The organism is Posidoniimonas polymericola, from assembly GCF_007859935.1.
Taxonomy (GTDB): domain Bacteria; phylum Planctomycetota; class Planctomycetia; order Pirellulales; family Lacipirellulaceae; genus Posidoniimonas; species Posidoniimonas polymericola.
The window spans coordinates 130146-149153 of record NZ_SJPO01000008.1; the positions used below are offsets into that span (position 1 = coordinate 130146).

The 19008-nt window shown below is 66.8% G+C and carries 16 protein-coding genes and 1 tRNA gene; 5 read left to right on the forward strand and 12 right to left on the reverse strand.

Going from position 1 to position 19008, the window contains the following annotated elements:
* Nucleotides 1–124: 124 nt before the first annotated feature.
* The 3 genes from Pla123a_RS16570 to Pla123a_RS16580 form a co-directional block, all read right to left on the reverse strand.
* Nucleotides 125–198: transfer RNA gene (locus tag Pla123a_RS16570), tRNA-Pro, on the reverse strand.
* A gap of 215 nt (nucleotides 199–413) precedes the next feature.
* Nucleotides 414–1451 carry a ParB/RepB/Spo0J family partition protein gene (locus tag Pla123a_RS16575; RefSeq protein WP_231956517.1) on the reverse strand — a complete coding sequence of 346 codons (1038 nt, stop codon included), beginning with the start codon at nucleotides 1449–1451 and terminating at the stop codon, nucleotides 414–416.
* A gap of 37 nt (nucleotides 1452–1488) precedes the next feature.
* A complete protein-coding gene (locus tag Pla123a_RS16580) occupies nucleotides 1489–2235 on the reverse strand; it encodes a ParA family protein (protein WP_146588986.1) in 747 nt (248 codons plus the stop codon).
* 241 nt (nucleotides 2236–2476) lie between these two features.
* Between Pla123a_RS16580 and Pla123a_RS16585 the strand changes: the two genes are divergently transcribed.
* From Pla123a_RS16585 to Pla123a_RS16595, 3 genes are all read left to right on the forward strand, one after another.
* Nucleotides 2477–3322: a hypothetical protein gene (locus Pla123a_RS16585; RefSeq protein ID WP_146588988.1), complete on the forward strand. Its 846-nt coding sequence runs from the start codon at nucleotides 2477–2479 to the stop codon at nucleotides 3320–3322.
* A gap of 6 nt (nucleotides 3323–3328) precedes the next feature.
* On the forward strand, nucleotides 3329–4183 hold the full coding sequence (locus Pla123a_RS16590) for a hypothetical protein (RefSeq protein WP_146588990.1): 855 nt from the start codon (nucleotides 3329–3331) through the stop codon (nucleotides 4181–4183).
* Nucleotides 4184–4253: 70 nt separating this feature from the next.
* Entirely contained in the window at nucleotides 4254–5057 is an 804-nt protein-coding gene (locus Pla123a_RS16595) for a hypothetical protein (protein WP_146588992.1), read from the forward strand.
* Between the two features lie 165 nt (nucleotides 5058–5222).
* Here Pla123a_RS16595 and Pla123a_RS16600 read toward each other — a convergent pair whose 3' ends face one another.
* Entirely contained in the window at nucleotides 5223–6590 is a 1368-nt protein-coding gene (locus Pla123a_RS16600) for a DUF1015 domain-containing protein (RefSeq protein ID WP_146588994.1), read from the reverse strand.
* A gap of 167 nt (nucleotides 6591–6757) precedes the next feature.
* Here Pla123a_RS16600 and Pla123a_RS16605 point away from each other — a divergent pair, with 167 nt between their 5' ends.
* Nucleotides 6758–8602 (forward strand): carbon starvation CstA family protein, encoded by a 1845-nt coding sequence (locus Pla123a_RS16605; RefSeq protein ID WP_146588996.1) that lies wholly within the window; start codon nucleotides 6758–6760, stop codon nucleotides 8600–8602.
* Here Pla123a_RS16605 and fliM read toward each other — a convergent pair.
* The 8 genes from fliM to Pla123a_RS16645 all read right to left on the reverse strand — a co-directional run bounded on the left by fliM (nucleotide 8599) and on the right by Pla123a_RS16645 (nucleotide 18424).
* Nucleotides 8599–9672, reverse strand: a complete 1074-nt coding sequence (gene fliM, locus Pla123a_RS16610) for a flagellar motor switch protein FliM (RefSeq protein WP_146588998.1) — start codon at nucleotides 9670–9672, stop codon at nucleotides 8599–8601. The two genes, Pla123a_RS16605 and fliM, sit on opposite strands and share 4 nt — an antisense overlap.
* Nucleotides 9673–9716: 44 nt before the next feature.
* Nucleotides 9717–10997: a glutamate-5-semialdehyde dehydrogenase gene (locus Pla123a_RS16615; protein WP_146589000.1), complete on the reverse strand. Its 1281-nt coding sequence runs from the start codon at nucleotides 10995–10997 to the stop codon at nucleotides 9717–9719.
* Nucleotides 10998–11102: 105 nt separating this feature from the next.
* Complete coding sequence (gene folP, locus Pla123a_RS16620; protein ID WP_231956518.1) at nucleotides 11103–11996, reverse strand: dihydropteroate synthase; 894 nt, start codon at nucleotides 11994–11996, stop codon at nucleotides 11103–11105.
* A 59-nt stretch (nucleotides 11997–12055) separates the two neighbouring features.
* Nucleotides 12056–14440 carry a right-handed parallel beta-helix repeat-containing protein gene (locus tag Pla123a_RS16625; protein WP_146589002.1) on the reverse strand — a complete coding sequence of 795 codons (2385 nt, stop codon included), beginning with the start codon at nucleotides 14438–14440 and terminating at the stop codon, nucleotides 12056–12058.
* Between the two features lie 92 nt (nucleotides 14441–14532).
* Complete coding sequence (locus Pla123a_RS16630; RefSeq protein ID WP_146589004.1) at nucleotides 14533–15828, reverse strand: hypothetical protein; 1296 nt, start codon at nucleotides 15826–15828, stop codon at nucleotides 14533–14535.
* A 23-nt stretch (nucleotides 15829–15851) separates the two neighbouring features.
* Entirely contained in the window at nucleotides 15852–16262 is a 411-nt protein-coding gene (locus tag Pla123a_RS16635) for a bifunctional nuclease family protein (protein WP_146589006.1), read from the reverse strand.
* 129 nt (nucleotides 16263–16391) lie between these two features.
* Nucleotides 16392–16838 (reverse strand): hemerythrin domain-containing protein, encoded by a 447-nt coding sequence (locus tag Pla123a_RS16640; protein WP_146589008.1) that lies wholly within the window; start codon nucleotides 16836–16838, stop codon nucleotides 16392–16394.
* 119 nt (nucleotides 16839–16957) lie between these two features.
* Complete coding sequence (locus Pla123a_RS16645) at nucleotides 16958–18424, reverse strand: sigma 54-interacting transcriptional regulator (protein WP_197528052.1); 1467 nt, start codon at nucleotides 18422–18424, stop codon at nucleotides 16958–16960.
* A gap of 296 nt (nucleotides 18425–18720) precedes the next feature.
* Between Pla123a_RS16645 and Pla123a_RS16650 the strand changes: the two genes are divergently transcribed.
* The gene (locus Pla123a_RS16650; RefSeq protein ID WP_146589012.1) at nucleotides 18721–19008 is read left to right on the forward strand and encodes a hypothetical protein; all 288 of its coding nucleotides are present in this window, start codon (nucleotides 18721–18723) and stop codon (nucleotides 19006–19008) included.

A 19008-nucleotide genomic window follows, 5' to 3' on the forward strand; every position in this document is an offset into this window, starting at 1 on the left:
GCGTGTAGCGCGGGCCTCCGGAAAGTGCAAAGCGGTAAATACCGCTGTGACTTCCCGGGAAACGCCGCGCCGCGGGCCGTCCGCGGGTATCGCAAACTCTTGATCGGCAAGGGTTTAGAGAAAGTCGGGGCGACATGATTCGAACATGCGACCTACTGCTCCCAAAGCAGTCGCGCTACCAGGCTGCGCCACGCCCCGTGGTTGGAGCTAGTGGCTCCACCTGAGTTGATATCGTAGCTTACCGATTGGTTCGCAGCAACGGACCGCTCGGCGGCGCCCGCCGCACTGCGGTTCGAAGCATTGAGTAGTAACCGACCCCGCCAGGGGTGGGACCGAACTCCGGCGAAGTCCCACCCCGGGCGGGGTGGGCTGGAGCTGCGACGAGCGTTTCCGCTTGGTGATGATCGACCTCGCTAGCCGGCCGCGACGAAACCGCCATCCTGGTAGCCGTCCTGCTGGAAGCTCGAGTCCTGCTGAACGAACTCTTGCGCCGGCTCCTGCTCGGGCGCCGCCGGCTGCACAGACTGCTGGCCCGCCAGGTGCTGCCGCAGACGCTCGAACTCGTCGGCGTCCTTGAAGGCGATGGTGATCTTACCCTTGCCCTTGGCATTGCGGCTGAGGGAGACCTTTGTTCCAAGCGCCGTCTGCAGCTCTTGCTCTAGCGATGCTAGCTGATCGTTGCGGGCCGCGGTCGGCTTGCGGCTGACGCCGTCCTCGCCGACCACGCGGAGCAGGTCGTCTTCGCCGCGGTTCAACTCCTGGATCGCCTGCTCGGTCGCCCGGACCGACAGGCTCTCGCGCTTGATCCGCTTGGCCATCTCGACCTGCTGGTCGACCTCGCCCAGCGGCAGCAGCGCCCGGGCGTGGCCCTGGGTCAGCTCGCCGGCGGAGATCATCTGCTTGACCTGCTCGGGGAGCTCGAGCAGGCGGATCAGGTTGGCGATGGTCGAGCGGTCGATGTGGATCCGCTTGGCGAGGTCTTCCTGGGTGCAGCCGTAGTCCTGCAGGTACTTGTGGAAGCTGGCCGCCTTCTCGAGCGGGCCGAGGTCCTTCCGCTGGACGTTCTCGACGATGGCGATCTCGGCCATCTGCTGATCGGTGACCTGCTTCAGCTGCACCGGCACGCGTTGCCAGCTGGCGGCCTGGGCGGCGCGGAGTCGGCGCTCGCCGGCGATCAGCTCGAAGCGGTCGTCGATCTGGCGGACGACCAGCGGCTGGAGCACGCCGTGCTCGCGGATGCTGTCGGCCAGGTCGGCGATCTCGACCTCGTCGAAGTGCTTGCGGGGCTGGTGCGGGTTCGGCTTGATCACGCCGAGCTCGAGCCACAGCTGGCCCGACTCGTCGCGGTTCATGAGCGCCGGGTCCTCGCCCGCGGGCACGGCGTCGGCCGGCGCGGCGGCGTCGGCCGGCAGCGGCTGCCCGGCGGGCTGCTCGTCCAGCGAGCGGCCCAACAATGCTTCTAGTCCTCGACCCAAACGGCGTTGCTGATTAGACACGTCCTAGCACCTCCTGGCAAAGCTCTATATAGGCCCTCGCTCCGCGGGAGCGGGGGGCGTAGTCCATAATGCACTGGCCGTGGCTGGGGGCCTCGGCCAGGGCGACGTCGCGCGGCGCCACGGTGTGGAACACGATGTCGCCGAAAAAATCGCGGACCTCGCGTTCGACTTCCCGCGTCAGGTCGAGCGAGTCGTCATACTTGGTCAGCAGAATCCCGCCAAACTGTAATCGGCTATTCGTACGCCGCATCACCCGTTTGATGAGCTCAATCATTTGAGTCAACCCTTCCATCGCAAAGTACTCACATTCCAACGGCATGATCACCTCGTCCGCCATGGCGAGGGCCGTCTGGGTGAGCGCGCCGAGCGACGGCGGGCAGTCGACCAGCACCGCGTCGTAGACGCTGAGGCTGGCGGTTAGGTGGTCGGCGACGAGCTTCGCCTGGCTGTCGTCGGCGTTGGCGAGCGCGTCGGCGTCCTGGAAGCTGCGGCTGCCGGGCAGCACCTCGAGGTCGGGGATCTCGGTCGGGGCGACCGAGTCGGCGATCGGGGTTTTCTCTACTAATGGATGTCGAGGCGAGGGCGTGCGGCCCAGTGCGCTGGTGGCGTTGCACTGCGGGTCGAGGTCCACCAGCAGCGTCCGCAGCCCTGCCATGGCGCAGCCGGCCGCCAGGTTCACGGCGGTGGTCGTCTTGCCGACGCCGCCCTTCTGGTTCGCGATGCAGTGGACTCGACCCATGGTGCAGGTTGGTGCTCGGAGGCTGATGTTCGCGGTAGCTGGTTGTTCGGCCTTAGCCCATCTCGCAAGAGGTGGGACCGCGCTAGGGTTCGGTCCCACCCCTGGCGGGGTGGGCTGATCGACGCGATGTGGATTGGACTACTCGTTCGTATCTGGCGGCGGGGGATTGTAGAATCGGAAGGCCGGCGGCGGAACGGCAATCATCCCGAGGTTTTCGAGCGCATACGCAGTGGTGATAGCAATGACCAGCACGCTGCCCAACGCCGAGAGTCCGCCGCCCCGGCCGGCAGAGCCTGATCCCGAGTGGCCGGCGATCGGGGTCGGGATCTCAATGGCGGCGATGTGCTACCCGATCCTAGTGCTCGTGGTGTCGCTGCCGCTGGTCGTGCTATCCATCTTCGTGGGGTCTGAACACCCGCGGTGGGAAGACATCCTGGAGGTCGGGGTTACGACCGTGGTGGTAACGACCGTCGCTTGCGGGGCGGCCCTGTTCGCCTCCGCGGTGCTGTGTGTCCCGGTGCTGTTCGTTCTCTGGGCAGCCACCTGCGCCATCGGAGTCAAGTGGCAGTGGCGGACCAAGGGCGTGATCGGCGGCGGGATGGTGGCTTACGCCTACTTCGCACCGATGGTCTACGTCGTGTGCAGCGAGTTCCTGTGGCGGCCGCAGGTCCTGCCGGGCGGCATGGAACTGTTCATGTTTTTATGCACCGTGGCGCTCGGCCCGGTGTTGGCGATTTTCGTTGGCCAGGTCGGCGGAGCGTGCGGGGGACTCGGTCTCGAGCAGCGGCGCTGCGACGCGGGGCTTGATGAAGAAGCCTGTGATCCGAACCGAGCGTCGTTCAGCGTCCGCCAGATGCTCGGGCTAACGCTGGTGCTGAGTGTGGGGTTCGCGGTGCTGCGGCTGACGGAGATGCTCAATCTATCGATGCTGCTTACGGTGGCGTTTTGGATGGTGTGCCAGACGGTCGGGCGCCGCCCCGCGTTGACCTTGGCCAGGCGCCTGCGGCGGAGTCGTCGCTTTGGGGCCTTGAGGGAAATGCCCGCCACACCGACCAGCGCGCCGCCCGTCCGCAGCGCCGGAGCCTAGCCGCCGATGGCCCGCCTCACCAAACGCTACATCCGCCCGATCCCGCTGCCCAAGGAGCAGCCCCCGCCGGAGGATAACAACGAGCCCGGCGTCCGCGTGATCCCGTCGCGGCTTGATGTCTACTCCAATGTGCGCCAGGGGCCGTGGACTTATCTGGGATCGATGCTGGCTCTGTCGGGCGGCGTCTATTCGGTCACACTTTGCACCCTATTGTGGCTCTCATCGCTGCGCGGACCGCCCCTTGGAGCCGTGGGCTGGCAGGTCCTTTCTGAGCTGATTCCCTACTTAGCCACCATGCTCCCGGTGTTCGCGGTGACGGCTGCCTACGGTGGTGCGATCAGCGCCGTTGTGCTTCCCGTGTATGTGGCTGCAATCAAATCGATGAAGCTGCAATGTCGCTGGGAAACCCACGGTGCATTGGCGGGGGGCGTTGTAGCGCTCGTCGCATTCCTGCCGCTGCACTTCATCCGGCCGTTAAAGGAACCTCAGCTGGATGTGTTGGCGATAGAGATTTTGCTGGGGCCGCTGCTTGCTACCACGTTCCTGCAGTGCGGTGGAGCCTACGCAGGACTTCTCAACTGGCGGTTTGCGCCACCACCCAACGTCGGCGATGCGCCGGGAACTATGAGCCTGACCTTCTCAATTCGTCAACTGCTGCTGCTCACCCTATTGACCAGTCTGGCGTTGGGCACGCTCAGCTATTTCCGCCAGCTCACATTGCCGCTCTATGCGCTCGTTGGCGCCTGGCTGGTCTGGCAAACTATCTCTCTCCCATTCGCCATCTGGTTCGGCCGCTGGCGGCGGCGCGTGCAAAGTAGGAGGTTTGGCGGTAGGCTGAAGGCGATGAGGCAGCAGCGGTGATGCCGCATCAGCTGCGGTGGGGCGGAGCCGGTCAGGTCTGCCTGTTTCACGTGAAACCAGCAATCGTCAGATGAGCTACGAACAGCCCCGTCCGTCGGCCCGCCGGCTGGCCCAGTTGGAACGCCGCCCCCGCCGCCTGCAGGACGTCAACTGGCGGGAGATCCATTCGGCGATCGCCTTCGCCGGCGCGGCGTACGTGCCGGTGGCGGTCGCCGCCCGGCTGTGGGGCGGGCGGTTTGAGGCGACCCCGCTTGGGCTGCTCTCGCCGCAATCGGTCTGGGGCGAGGCGCTCACGGTCGTCGGTCTGGCGGGCCTCGGCTACTTCTGGTTCGCGCTGGTGGGGGCGATGGTGCTCGGCATGGTCGCCCTGGTGTTCGCCCTCTCGGGCACGCCGGTGCGGCAGGACTGGCTGGCCGGGTTCATCGCCGGCGGCGCCGCTGTCACGGGCGTGTTGCCCATTTCCGCCGGCGTGGTCGACGACCCGCACGACTTCTTCTGGGGCCCGGTGGTCGCGGTGATGATGATCCAACCGGTGGCGACCTACCTGGCGACCCGCGAGCTCAAGCAATTTGTGCGGGAGTCGTTCTGGTCCGCCGACGCCCAGATCACTGCCGCGCGTCGGTCGCTGAACCTGCAGATTAGCCTAGCGGCGATGTTCGGCGTGATGTCGGTCGCCAGCTTCGTGATGGGCCTGCTGCGTGTGAGCGGGCTGCTCGACGTCCCGGTTGCCCGGGTGCTATTGGGCGGGGTGCTGGTCGCGGTGCTGCTGCTGCCGGTCAGCGTGTGGGTCTCGCACCGGCTGCTGGGTCGGCGGTTCCCAATGCCAGCCCCAGCCCGCGGGGTCGAGGAGGCCCCGGCCTCGCCGTTCGACTGATCTCGCTGGCGGGGAGTCGGTTTGGGCGGCCAGTTTGGGGCGGTCGACCGGCTTGCCTGTTTCACGTGAAACACCCAGCACGCGCGCACGGCAAGAACCGCCTGAGCGTTTCACGTGAAACAGTCAGCCACGCGTGGAACGCGCTGCGGGGGAGCTTCGCCGAGCCTACTGGAGCGGGTTGAACACCAGGCCACTGAGCACCTTGGGGTAGAAGTAGGTGCTCTTCGCCGGCATCCGTTCGCCGTGGTTGCTGATCTGGCGGATGTGCTCCAGCGTGGCGGGCATGACGATCGCCGCCAGGTTGAAGGCCCCGCCGGTGGCGATCTGGCCGGTCAGGTCCCGGCCGGTGTCGTCGCCGTGGGTCAGGCCCTGAACCACTTCCTCGATCGAGCGGACGTACTTCGGCGCGGCCTCGCTGGGGGCGTCGAGCAGGTTCTCGAAGATCAACCGGTGCAGCAGGCTGACGCCCAGGCCCTGCCAGTCGGAGCTGTGGTCGGACGAGAGTTCGGCCATTTTCTGGCGCCCCTTCTCGGACACCGTGACCATGGTCCACTGCTGGTCCTTGGCGGTGTAGAGGGCGAGGGTCCCCTGGTCCTGCTCGGCGTCGATCATGCCCCAGACGGCGGCCGCCTCTTCGGGGCCGCTGCCGCCGAACTCGTGGTCGAACGAGTCGCCCAGCTTCTCGACGAGTTCCACAGAATCCAGCTCGGGCATGTTGCGGAATAGGCGGTGGGTCGGCAGCACCAGCATGCCGGGGTCGCTCATCGAGACGCACATCATCAGCACGTAGTTGGCCGGGTGGTCGTCGGGCAGGGTGGCCCCGCCGTTCTCGGCGGCGTACGCCTCGGCGACCTCGTCGCGGTAGTTGCAGGCGGTCTCGTAGCGGTGGTGCCCGTCGGCGATGTAGGTCGGCTTGCCCCCCATGATCGCCTGCAGCTTGGTGATCGTGGCGACGTCCGTTACCGGCCAGAGGCTGTTGGTGACGCCCAGGTGGTCGGTCGCCTCGAGCGGAGTGGCGGTGGCGATGGCGTCCATCAGCAGTTCCTGGGCCTCGTTCTCCTCGTCGGGGAACAGGCCGAAGATCTGGCTCATGTTGGTCTTGCACGCCTTCCACAGCTTCAGGCGGTCGGCCTTGGCCCCGCCGTGGGTCTCCTCGTGCGGGTGGATGTCGCCCTCGCCGAACCTCTGGAGCTTGACCCGGCACATGAAACCGCGACGGGTGTACTCGATGCCCCCCGCCTCGTACGTCTGGTGGTAGACGTACACGGCCGGGTCGCCCTCGGTGAACAGTACGCGGTCCCGCTGCCAGTCCTTCAGCAGCTTGGCGGCCCGGGTGTAGCGGTTGTTGGAGTCGTCGTCGCCGGGCTCGTCCTTGTTCAGGATCAGCCGCACGCAGTTGTTGGGGTGCAGGTCGTAGAGCTGCTGCTGCAGCTCGGGGCCGATCACGTCGTACGGCGGGGCGACAACATTCGACAGGCCGCCAACGTGGCCAAGGTCATAGCGGACGCCGCGGAAGGCTTCGATCTGGGGCATGGTGCGGGGAGGGGCGTGGGACGCGGGTGAGGGGACCAACCGAGCACGGCAGTGTAATCCACCCGGTGGAAGGCTGGAACCCGCCCGGCCTGCGGCCGCTGGCGGAGCTGCGGCCGCCCCTATTAGACTAGAGGGGATCTCTTCACACCCGACCGAGCTCCCCTCGCATGTTCACCCTGGCCGTCGCCCTCGGCTCGTTCTTCGCCTTCATCGTCGCCTACCACACCTACGGGCGGTGGATCGGCCAGCGGATCTTTCAGCTGAGCGCCGAGGCGGTCGCCCCCAGCCACGCCCTGCGGGATGATGTCGACTTTGTGCCCACGAAGCCGAGCGTGATCTTCGGCCACCACTTCACTAGCATCGCGGGGACCGGGCCGATCGTCGGGCCGGCGATCGCCGTCTTCTGGGGTTGGCTCCCGGCCCTGCTGTGGGTGGTGCTCGGGTCGATCTTTGTCGGTGCGGTGCACGACTTCGGGTCCCTGGTGCTGAGCCTCCGCAATCAGGGGCAGACCATCGGCGAGGTCGCCGGCCGGGTGATCTCGCCACGGGCCAAGCTGCTGTTCCTGCTGGTGCTGTTCTTTGCGCTGATGGTCGTGCTGGCCATTTTCGGGTTGGTGATCGCCATCATCTTCAAGCTGTACCCCGCTTCGGTGCTCAGCGTCTGGACCGCCATGCCGCTCGCGGTTGTGGTGGGTTTGCTGGTCTACCGCGCAGGAGTCGGTCTGTTGTGGCCGTCGGTCATCGCCCTGGTAGTGCTCTACGCCACGGTCGCGGTCGGCGCCTACGCACCGGAGTTGGGGCTCGATTTCAGCCTCGCCCCGATTGACGCGTTGGGCGCCTACGGAAATCCCGTCGTGGTCTGGACCATGCTGCTCCTTGCGTACTGCTACGTGGCCAGCGTCCTGCCGGTGTGGCTGCTGCTGCAGCCGCGGGACTACATTAACAGCCACCAGCTGATGGTCGCCCTGGCACTGCTGGTCGGTGGGCTGGCGGTGGCCGGATTGACGGGGAAGGCCAGCCTGTCCGCCGCCCCAATGATCGCCACCGAGATCCCAGAGGACGCGCCGCCCATCTTCCCGTTCCTGTTTATCACCATCGCCTGCGGCGCGTGCAGCGGCTTCCACTGCCTGGTGGCCAGCGGCACCACCAGCAAGCAGATCGACCGTGAGCCCGACGCGCGGCTGGTCGGCTACGGCGGGATGTTGCTTGAGGGCGCGCTCGCCGTGGTTGTTATCCTGGCCTGCTGTGCCGGGCTCGGGATGGGAGTCACCACGCCTGACGGGAAGACGCTGACCGGCGCCGCCGCCTGGCAATCAAAGTACGACGCTCGGATCACGACCAGCACCAACGAGCAGGGGCAGACCGTCACCAGCGGCGGCTGGAAGAACCACAAGCTGCCGCAGATGGTCGGCGGGTTCGTCGAGGGGGGCGCCAATTTCGTCAGCGCCCTGGGAGTGCCGAAGAGGCTGAGCGTGGCCATCATCGCGGTGCTGGTCGCCTGCTTCGCCGCCACCACCCTCGACACGGCGACCCGGCTGCAGCGGTACGTGATCCAAGAGCTGGGCGGCACGCTTGGTGTAGCGCCGTTGACCAATAAGCACATCGCGACCGGGATCGCGGTGGTCACAGGCGGGGCGGTTGCGTTGATCGACGGCGGCTCGGGCCCCGGCTCCGGGGGGCTGATTTTGTGGCCGCTGTTCGGGGCCACCAACCAGCTGCTGGCGGGGCTCGCCCTCATGGTGATCGTCTTCTACCTGCTCCGCCGCGGGCTGCCGGTTTGGTTTGCCGCCCTCCCGATGGTGCTGATGCTGGTCGTGCCCGGGTGGGCGATGGCGCAGAATATTGCCCAAGACTTCTGGCCAAACGGCAAGCACGTGCTGCTCGGCTTCGGCGTGGTTATCTTGCTGCTGCAGGTTTGGATGGTGATCGAGGCGGCGATTGTTTTGCCCCGCGCCTGGAAGGTTCTGGAGCGCCAACCGGCGCACGACACCCCAGTCGCTGAGCGTGCCTAAGCGGCGTCTTCGTCCGCCTGCTTCGCGGTCCGCTGCGCGGGGTCGGTAATCACGCCGCTCACCTGGATTGCCTTGCGGCCCTTGAACGCCCCGGCGGACGCCTCGAACTTGCGACGCCCCTCGATGAGCATGCAGAGCGGTTGCCGGACGTCCTTCTCGGTGGCGATGATGTCGCCCACCCGCAGGCCGATGAAGTCGGCCGTGCTGATGGTGGTCTCGGCGAGCTCGACCACCACCTCGACCGCCGCCGACTGCACCTGCAACCCGAGCCGCTGGATCGCCTCGGGGCTGGCCGGCTTGCTGGAGTAGGTCACCCAGCTGTTGGCGCTGAGCTCCTGCCCGATCCGCTCGATCGAGTTGAACGGGATGCACAGGTTCACCATGCCCCGAACGTCGCCGATGGTGAGCTCGAAGCTGATCAGCACGACCACCTCGTTCGGCGGCACGATCTGCACCAGCTGCGGGTTGCTCTCTACCCGATCGACGCTCAGGTCGAGCTCGATGACGTTCTCCCAGGCCGAACGCATCTCGTTGAGGAACAGCCCCGTGATCCGGCCGACCAGCAGCAGCTCGATTTCGGTGAGCGGACGCCGCGCCGGCGGGGTCGCCTCGCTGCCGCCGCCCAGCAGACGGTCGATGATCGGGAACAGCAGCGACGGGTTGATGTCGAGGATCAGCTGGCCCTCGAGCGGGGCCGCGTTGATCAGGTTGAAGCAGGTTGGGTTCTCGAGGCTGAAGATGAACTCGCTGTAGGTCAGCTGGTCCACGCTCGTCAGCTTCACCTCGACGATCGTCCGCAGCAGCGCCGAGAGCGCCGCGCCGTAGTTGCGGCCGAACCCCTCGTGCATGGTCTGCAGCGCCCGCATCTGATCCTTGCCGACGCGCTCCGGGCGCTTGAAGTCGTACGGCGTGACCTTTTCGCGCGTGCGGGGAGGAGGCGCCGGGACGGACGAGTAAACCGGCGCGGCGGGGGAGGCGGCCGCCTGCTGCGCGGGCGCAGCAGGAGTCGGGTCGCCGTCCAGCGAACTCAGCAGGTTTTCAACTTCCGCTTGGCTGAGCACGTCGCCCATGTTCGCGTCCTTGCGATTGGGTTGCGTCCGTCCCGGACCCTTGGCTACTTTCTGGTGTGGCCCTGTCCGTGGACGATGTACTTGTAGCTTGTCAGTTCGTCCACGCCGCACGGCCCGCGGGCGTGGAACTTGTCGGTGCTGATGCCGATCTCCGCCCCGAGGCCGAACTCGCCGCCGTCGTTGAATCGCGTGCTGGCGTTGATCACCACCGCCGCGCTGTCGATGCGTTCGGCGAACTCGCGGGAGGCCGCCAGATTGGTGGTGACGATGCTCTCGGTGTGGCCCGAGCTGTAGCGGTTGATGTGGCGGATGGCCTCGTCGAGCGAGCCCACCACCACCGCCGAGATCGTCGGACCCAGGAACTCGGCGCCGAAGTCCTCCTCGGTCGCCGGCACGGCGGACGGCGCCAGCTCGCACACCTTGGGGCAACCGCGGACCTCGATCTCTTGTTTGTTGAGCGCGATGACCAGGCGGGGGACCGCCTCGGCCGCGATGTCTGCGTGGACGACCAACGACTCGGCCGCGTTGCACACCCCCAGGCGGTGACACTTGCTGTTCACGACAATCGCCTCGGCGGCGTCGAGGTCGGCGGCGGCGTCAACGTACACGTGGCAGTTGCCGTCGAAGTGCTTGATGACCGGCATGGTCGCCTCGGCCACCACCCGGCGGATGAGGCCTTCGCCCCCTCGCGGGATCGCGACGTCGATGAAGTCGGACTGTTTGAGAAAGTGCCCGACGGCCGCCCGGTCGGTGGTCGACACCAGCTGCACCGCGTCGCGCGGCAGCCCGGCGGCCTCGGCGGCTTCCGCCAGCAGGTCGACGATTGCGCGGCTCGAGTGCAGCGCCTCCTTGCCGCCCCGCAGGATCACGGCGTTGCCCGCCTTGACGCAGATCGCGGCGGCGTCGGCGGTCACGTTGGGCCGCGACTCGTAGATGAAGAACACCACCCCAAGCGGCACGCAGACCTTGTCGATCCGCAGCCCATTGGGCCGCACGGTGGAGTCGAGCACCCGCCCCACCGGCTCCCGCAACGCCGCGACCTCCTCGAGCCCCACCGCGATCGACTCGATCCGGTCGGGCGTTAGCCGCAGCCGGTCGACCTGGGCGTCGGTCAGCCCGTAGTCCGGCGCGGCGGCCAGGTCTTTCTGGTTCGCCGCATTGATGACCTCGGCGCTGGTCCTAAGCAGGTTCGCGGATTGTCGCAGCCAATCGATCTTCTGTTGACCAGAAACCGAAGTCAGCTGAGCCGACGCCACCTTGGCGCGTTCAGCCACCTCGTGGCAGTAGGCTGCTAGGTCGACAGTAGATTTGGTTTGAGCAGGCATGAAGAATCGTGAGGTCAGAAGGTTCTGGCGCAGAGCGCCGGTGCGAGTATGGCAGGCGTCGCGATCTGAGGCAACGTTGACCAGTCGGCCGCCTAAGTCATTTTGTCAGAATGGTTTAGTGCTAGCGTGGCTGCGGTCGAGGCCGCCGCAAGCGGCGAATGCTAGCATCGCTTCGCGGGTCGGGCGGACGTCGTGGACTCGCAGCACCTGGACGCCCTGTTGGGCGAGTGCGAGCGATCCGCCTACGGTCGCCGCGGTGCGGTCGGCCTGCTTGTCTCCGAGCAGGCGAGCCAGGAACCCCTTGCGGGAGTGACCCACCAAGAGGGGACAGCCGAGCGCATGAAAGCGTTCGGCCGCACGCATCAGCTGAAGGTTGTGCTCGTGGGTCTTACCGAAGCCGATGCCCGGGTCGAGGCAGACCTTCGCGTGTTCGACCCCGGCATCCCGCAACCGGTCCCGCCGCAGCCGGAGGTACTCTAGGATCTCGCCGACGACATCATCATACACGGGATGGTCCTGCATCGTCTGCGGTGTGCCCCGCATGTGCATGGCGCACACCCCGGCGCCGGACGAGACCGCCAACCCGAGCATGTCCGGGTCGCCTTCGAGCCCGGTGACGTCGTTGATGATCTCGGCGCCCGCGTCAATCGCCGCCCGGGCGACGGAGGCCTTGCTGGTGTCGATCGAGAGGGGCGTCGCGGTCTGGGCGGCGAGCCGTTCGACTACCGGCAGCACCCGGCGGAGCTCCTCGACGGCCTCGACGGGGTCCGAGTACGGGCGCGTGCTCTCTCCGCCGATGTCGAGGATCGCTGCGCCCTCGTCCACCAGCCGCAGCGCGTGGTCGACCGCGGCGTCGATCTCCACGAACCGCCCGCCGTCGGAAAAACTGTCTGGCGTCACGTTGACGATGCCCATCAGCAGCGGCGGGCCGCTAAGATCGAGCGTCGTCGTGCGGAGCGCCCAGCTGCCGGCGCGTGGGGTGAGGTGATCGAAGGCCATCCCGACATTATAGCGCGCCGAGGCCGCCGAGTTCAGCCGGGGCGCCCACCGGGCGTTGGCTACGGGAAGACGTTGTTCGCCCCGTTGCCGCTGCCGGTGTTGCCCGCCGCCGTGCCGCCGGCTCCGGTCACGTCGTAGCCGTCGTCGGTGTTGTCACTCGCCGTGTTGTCGCTGAAGACGCCGCCGGTGAACGAGTCGATCTGGAAACCGTCGTCGGCGTTGGCCTCTGCGGTGTTGAAGCCGATACCGCCGCCGGTGAGCGTGGCAAACTGGAAACCGTCGACGCCGTTTGTCCGAGCCGTGTTCTGTCGGATCAGGCCGCCGGTAACATCGTCGAAGTCGAACCCGCTGTCGGTGTTGCCGGCCGCCAGGTTGCCCGTGATGCTGCCCGACGTGACCGCGTTGATGAAATCGAAACCGGCGTCGCCGTTGGCTTCGGCCGTGTTGCCTGAGATCACTCCGCCGTTGACAGTGCCTACTTCGAAACCGTCGTTGCCGTTGTTGTGAGAGGTGTTGCCCGTGAGGTTTCCGCCTGCGTAGGTCGAGATCTGGAAGCCATCATCGCCATTGCCCGACGCAGAGTTGCCGGAGAACACGCCGCCATTGTAGGTCGTGATACGGACGCCATCGCTGGCGAAGCCGGTGAACGAGTTGTCACGCACGTCGCTCAGCCCGAGGAGTGTGGCGGCGATGAGTCCGTTGCCGGTGGTCCCGCCTCCGACGAAGGTGTTGCCAACGATGTCACCGCCGCTGATGTTCTGCAACCGAACCCCAGCGCCCGCGCCGCCGCTGATGTGGTTGTTGGTGATCTTGAACCCAGTCACGTTGTCGCCACCGATGCCGGCGTCGCCCCCTGAGATCCTCAGCCCCGTGATCGTGGCGTTGTTGCCGAGTTGGAGGACGTCGGCGCCCGCGTTTCCGGAGACGGTCCGCTGCTGGCCAAAGGTCGCCACCGCGCCGGTGTCTTGCCCGTGCACCTGGAACCGACCGCCAATAAACTGGTTCGCGTTCAGGGCGATCGGCCCGGTCGCCCCGAGGTTGATGTTGTTGGCAACGACCACGATGTCGCCGGCCGCGGCGACATCCGCGGCGGCGGTGGCGCCGGCATCGATCGTAGCGACGTTGGTCGCGACCGCGCCGGTCGAGCTGATGATGGCCTGCTCGGACGTGCTCAGTGCAGAGCCGGTCACGATCGCCTCGTCGCGGCGGAGCGCCGAGAGCATCCGCCGCTCGATCAACGACAGCTTGGTCGCGGCCCGGCTGCCGGCGCCGAACGGGATGCGGAGGTTGGCGCTGGCGATCCACTGCGAGTCGCGGACGTCGTCCCACTGGTAGCTCAAGCCGTAGGTGAACCGCGAACCCGACCCAAGGTAGGGCAGGTCGAAGCAGCGACCCTCGATCCGTGCCCGCGGCCCCGCGATGGTCGAGTAGCCGGCCTTGTCGGTGTCGAACCAGTAGCCGCCGAGGAAGACGCGGTACTCGGAGTCGTATTGGCCGCCTGGCCGAGAGAGCAAGAAACCGTACTCCGCGTCCATGCCGAAGTAGGCCCGCTCCAGCCCCTGCTGCACGACGATGTTGTTGTTGACGTCGAGCGTCGCGACGTTCAGCCCGGTGGCCTGGGCGCCGCTGAAAGGCAGGTAGCCGTTCACGCGGTACTCCCAGTCGAGCGTCATCATCTCAAAGCCGACCATGCCCTGCTGGAAGTTGTTGTTGTACGCCGAGTGGCGGATGTCGTAGAAGGCGTAGAGCGTGGTGATCATCCCGCTGGAGAGCAGCTCCCTGCGCGCGACGCCGAAGTTGCCCTCGCCGGCGCGCTCGTCGTCGTACTGGCCGCGGAGGTCGAGGAACCAGAACACGTTCTGCTGCTGCCAGAACGGCAGCATCAGGTTGCCCTGCAGCACCTCGGCCGGGTCGCCCATGCGGCCCTCGATCTCGGCGTGGGCCGGCCGCGACGGAAACAAGCTTGCCGACGGCGCCGCGTAGGGGGCGGGTTGACCGTAGACCGGGCCGCAACCGTAGGGGTCGACCGGAGCGCAGCCGTTGTAACCAGGCGTGTACCCCGGGGCGGCAAACCCGGCATTCGGAGCCGCCATGCCGGGCGCGTAGGTCGGCGCGCCAGCGTAGACCGGGGTCGCCCCGTAGACCGTTCCCGGCGGGGCCACGACCGCCGCAGACCCATAGCCCGGCTGCGCGACCGACGGCGTTGCCGAGAACCGATCCTCGATCGCGTACGCGCGACCAGGGGGTTGGTACACCGACGCCTGCACCACCTGCGGGTCGACCAGCCGTTGGCCGGCGCCCGTATCGACTAGTACGGCGCCAGAGCCGGGGTCGTACGCGGCGGTCATCTTCGAGACGCCAGCCGACTGCCACTGCTGCGCGCTCACGGCGTTTGCCAGCAGCGCCAGCAGCGAGGCGGCGACGACGCCGAGGAGGGGCTTCATAGCGAACAACGATCGGGGCGGGGGGACTCCACGCGGCACACTCCACGCGGCGGATCCGCTATTAGCAGATGCGGTGGGGCCGAGCAACTCCGCTACGGGAGCAGGCCCGGCTTGGTCGCCGTCAGGATCTCGCGGATCGCCCGTCGGTCGGCGGCAGAGAGGTGCTCGAAGCCCTCCGCGGGGGACTCCGCGAGCGCCGCCGCTAGCTGCAGGCGGACGGACGCTAGCGCCTCTTCCGGCAGCGCGTCGAACGCCTTGCTGTAGACCAGCGGGCTGCAGGGGTAGCGGAACAGCCTGGTCCGCAGGTCGAGTTGGCGGAGCGACCGTCCGGCCGGGTCGAACGGGCCTTCCGATGCGTAGCGCTCCGCGAAGCCACTCCCCTCGACCCGACCGCGAAGCGGCGGCTCGCCGCCCATCAACAACCCACGGACCAGTTGTCGGACCGCGGCGTCAATCCGACGGCGTGTGCTGTCAGAGCGGTGCGTGGCGGGGCGGTCGAGCGCGTCGTTGAGGGCCGCGTTGTAGTGCAGCGCCCGTCGAGTCTCCTGGCCCGCCCTCGCGATGAGGTTGTGCAGGTGGGCCTGATGCTCTAGCACAAGCAGCGCGACAAGGTCGCTGTCGGGCCGCAGGTAGCGGTCTGTGGCGAGCACCGAATCGAGCGTCGGCAGCGGCGATGGGGCCAGCGGCACGAGGCTGTCGCCACGGGTGATGGAGTTGCCGCGGTGCCCGAGGGGGTCCCGCCGAGCCGTGACGTACCAGCCGCCGTAGCGCTTGGAGTAGGGCGTGGCGGGCGTGCTGGCCAGGCCGCCGAGGTCGAGTCGTGGCTCGCCGGTCACGGCCGGGTGCACCGACCTCAGCAGGTAGCCCGGCACGCCCTCGGTTTGACGGGTGGCGTGGCAGGCGAGGCACTGGCCCCCGTCGCGCTGAATGTCGGGGCGGTCGTGGTTGGTCTGGTCCACGGTGTAGAAGACAGCGCCGAGCCGCGGGTCGACCGCCGACACCTCTAGCAGCGGCGCGCCGGGGATCCAGCCAAGGTACACGTCGTCGTTAAAGTAGAGGGCGCGGGGCCGGTCGGGCGAGATCAGCCGCCGCTGCTGGCTGGTCTTCGAGAAGACCAGCGTCTGCGAATCGGTCGGCGCCGCCAGGTAGTCCAGCAGGGCGGGGAGCCAGCCGTGGTCGGCGTCCCATTCGAGCCGCACGACGCCCTCGTCGACCGCGCTCTTCAGCTGGGCGACGACATCTTCGGGCGCGGAGCTAGAGTAGCGGATGGGGGCGGCGTCGTAGTCGGATTCGGCTCGGCAGGCGCCGCCGTGCACGAGCAGTGCGAGAACCGCCGCCAGCAAGAGCATCGCCCGCCCGCGCGAGGCGGCCGCAGGCACAAGGGCCACGGCGCCCGCTTTCTTGCGGTGCGCTACATCTGCTCGCGCATGACGTCGTTGAGGACGTCTTCGGCGACATAGATTGGGAGCTGCGGGACGCAGGTCACCGCGACCGCGATTGCGTCGGACGGGCGCGAGTCGATCTCGATCAGCTCCCCGTCCTGGCGCACGCGGAGCTTGGCGTAATAGGTGTGCTCGCGGAGCTCGTTGATCACGACATCCTGCAACTCGCCGCCCAGCGACTCGATCGTTTGCACCAGCAGGTCGTGGGTCAGCGGCCGCGGCGTTTCGACCCCGCGCACATGGCGGTCGATGCTGGTCGCCTCGAAGATGCCAATCAGGATGGGAAACGTCCGATCTCCTTCAATCTCTTTGAGGTAGATAACTTGCTGGTCATTGATCTCGCTGATGATGATCCGCGAGAGCTGCATCGCGACGGGCATAGCTGGGCATCCTCTGAGCCGCCGCGCGCCCCGGCCCACCGGGGGCGGGGCCGGTACGTGCGGCCTGAACGTGACCCCAGTATTATAGCTTGCCGCGTCAGAAGAAGGGATGCACCGCCGGGCCCGCCGCTAGTCTTTGTCCCCAATATCCTGCGTGTAGACTTCCTGTAGCAGGTCGTGTTCTTTCGACTCGTGGGCGACAAGATCGTCGTGGAGTCGCTCGAAACCGTTCTGCAATTCCTGCCAGACCGGAACGGTCCGGGGGCCACTACGGGCCCTGGAAGCCAGGTCGCACGCGGAGGCCATCAGCCGGCGGTGTTCCGCCACCAGCGCGTCGATGCGATCGGAGGTCCATGGCGCACGCCGGGCCAGGTGGTCGAACCCGTCCTCGGATTCCTCGTAGGTGAAGTGCGTGTCGAGGTGCTCCCGCAGCGAATCAAGCAGCGAAGCCACCATCTGATCTCCCCATGCGGGTCCGTCGAGCCTACGCTTGAGACTCCGCAGCAGCGACAACAACTCTTCGTGCTCGCTCTGGATAATCGGCTGCGCGAGGTCAGGCTTCGTCTCGTCGGTCATGGGTCGGCTCCGGTTCGAGGAAGGCGTTGCGATTACCGCAGCTACGCAACCTACGTGCCGGATCAAATGATTTCAGGATTTGGCGCTCAAGAGGGGCGCATTCCGCTGCAGATTCCCCTTTACTGGGGGTCGATTCCGTATTTCTCGAGCAGCCGGTAGAGTGTGCGACGGCTTACTCCGAGCGCGCGGGCGGTGCGCGTTTTGTTCCCATCGCAGCGCGCCAACGTATCGCACACGTGCCGTCGGTTCACCGAGTCGAGGTCACCGTCGTTCCCCCCCGTTGGAGTGGGGTTTTCTTGGCTAGTGCGGACGATTTCTGGAGGCAAATTGTCGGCTTTTAGTGAATCGTCGTCCGAGAGGATCATGGCTCGATCGAGGGCGTTCGCCAATTGCCGCACATTGCCTGGCCAGCCGTACCCCTCCAAAATCCGCAGCAGGTCCTGGTCCCAGGTCCACCCGTCCTCCGCGAAGTGTTCGACCAGCAGCGGGATGTCGCCTGCCCGCTCGCGGAGCGGCGGCAGGTGGATCCGGAGCACGTTGATGCGGTAGTAGAGGTCCTCGCGGAAGCGGCCTTGCTCTACCTCTTTTGCCAGGTCGCGATTTGTGGCAGCGAGGATCCGCACGTTCACCTTCTGCTCCTTGATGGAGCCGACCCGCCGCAGCAGCCCATCCTCCAGCACCCTCAGCAGCTTCGCCTGCAGGCCCCCCTCGAGCTCGCCGATCTCGTCGATGAATAGGGTGCCGCCGTCGGCTACCTCAAACAGTCCGGGCTTGCTCGCGACCGCGCCGGTGAAGGCCCCCTTCTCGTGGCCGAATAATTCGCTCTCGAGCAGCGTCTCGGGGAGCGCGGCGCAGTTGATGGCAACCAGCGGCTTGTCGGATGCGTGGCTAGCGCGGTGCAGCGCCCGGGCGACCAGCTCTTTGCCGGTGCCGCTCTCGCCCTGTATCAGAATCGGCTTGTTGGTGGGGCCGGCCCGCTCGATCAGGCGGTAGACGGCCTTCATGGCGGCGCTCTCCCCGACAATCTCCCAGGCGGGTTGGCTGCGATCGAGCGCGGTGCGCAGCTGCAGATTCTCTTTGCTCAGCGACTGCTGCTGGGCGAGGTACTCGGCCTGGTACGCGTCTTGGATGATGATCGAGTCGAGGTCCAGACGCTTGTGAAACGCCTCGAGCGTCGGGGCGAGCTCGGCCGGTTCGAGATTCCAATTCGCCCGCAGCAACCGCGACAGGCGCCACCGCATCCGCGCCAGAGCCGCATTCGCGTAGACCTGATCGAGGCCGATGTTGACGTGACGCCGACCGACGTTCAGGCGGGCGACGAGGTAGTCGCGGTCGTAGGGGCCCGTGACGAGCATCCGCATCCAATGCCGCAGCGTCGACTTGAGTCGATCGATCTGGACGTCGCCCCCGAGGATGACGCTTCGTGCCGACTCGTGCCGGCGGATCTCGTCGTAGAAGTCGTCGACGATTTCTTCGGACCCGTCGAGGACGATGTCCGCCGCCGCGTGGACGCGGCGGGCGTCCTCGGCGGTCCAGCCGACGTAGTGCTGGATCTCTTGGTGTTTCGCTAAGGAATCGGCTGACATCGAATTGATCATGAGGCAGGGGACTACTCCCTGAAGGTTTTACCAGCACCGCCGCCCCAAGTCATGGGTTACTGTGCGGCATCGGCACGACCTGTGGGTCAGAACGGCGCACCCACCGCTGCGACCTAGCGTAAATCGGCCGATTCGAGTGTTCTTACGGCGGGCGCAATCTTTGCAGCATTTCAGGTGACTCAGCGGTGTTTTACCGCGGTTGTCGACCCCGCGTTGAGGCCGGTTGGGATCCGGCTGTCGCCGGATAGAGTTCCTCGCCGGGTCGCCTACAGGAGGAGCTTGTCATGAATGGCGTCGCAAACTCTGTCGTGCCGCGGCCAACGCCGCAAACCCTCGTCCGACTCGCCCGCACCAGGATCGAGCACAACGACCACTTCGCCGGTCACCTCGAATCGGTTGAGGTCACCTACTGTGAAGGGAGTGTGGTCCTCTCGGGCCGCGTCCCGTCGTTCTACCTCAAGTCGGTGCTGCAGACCGCTGTCGGACCGTTGCCAGCGGGGTGCCGTGTCGAGAATCGGGTAGACGTTGTTTGCTGCGGTGGTCTCAGCAGCCCCTCGCCGTCGCGCGACTAG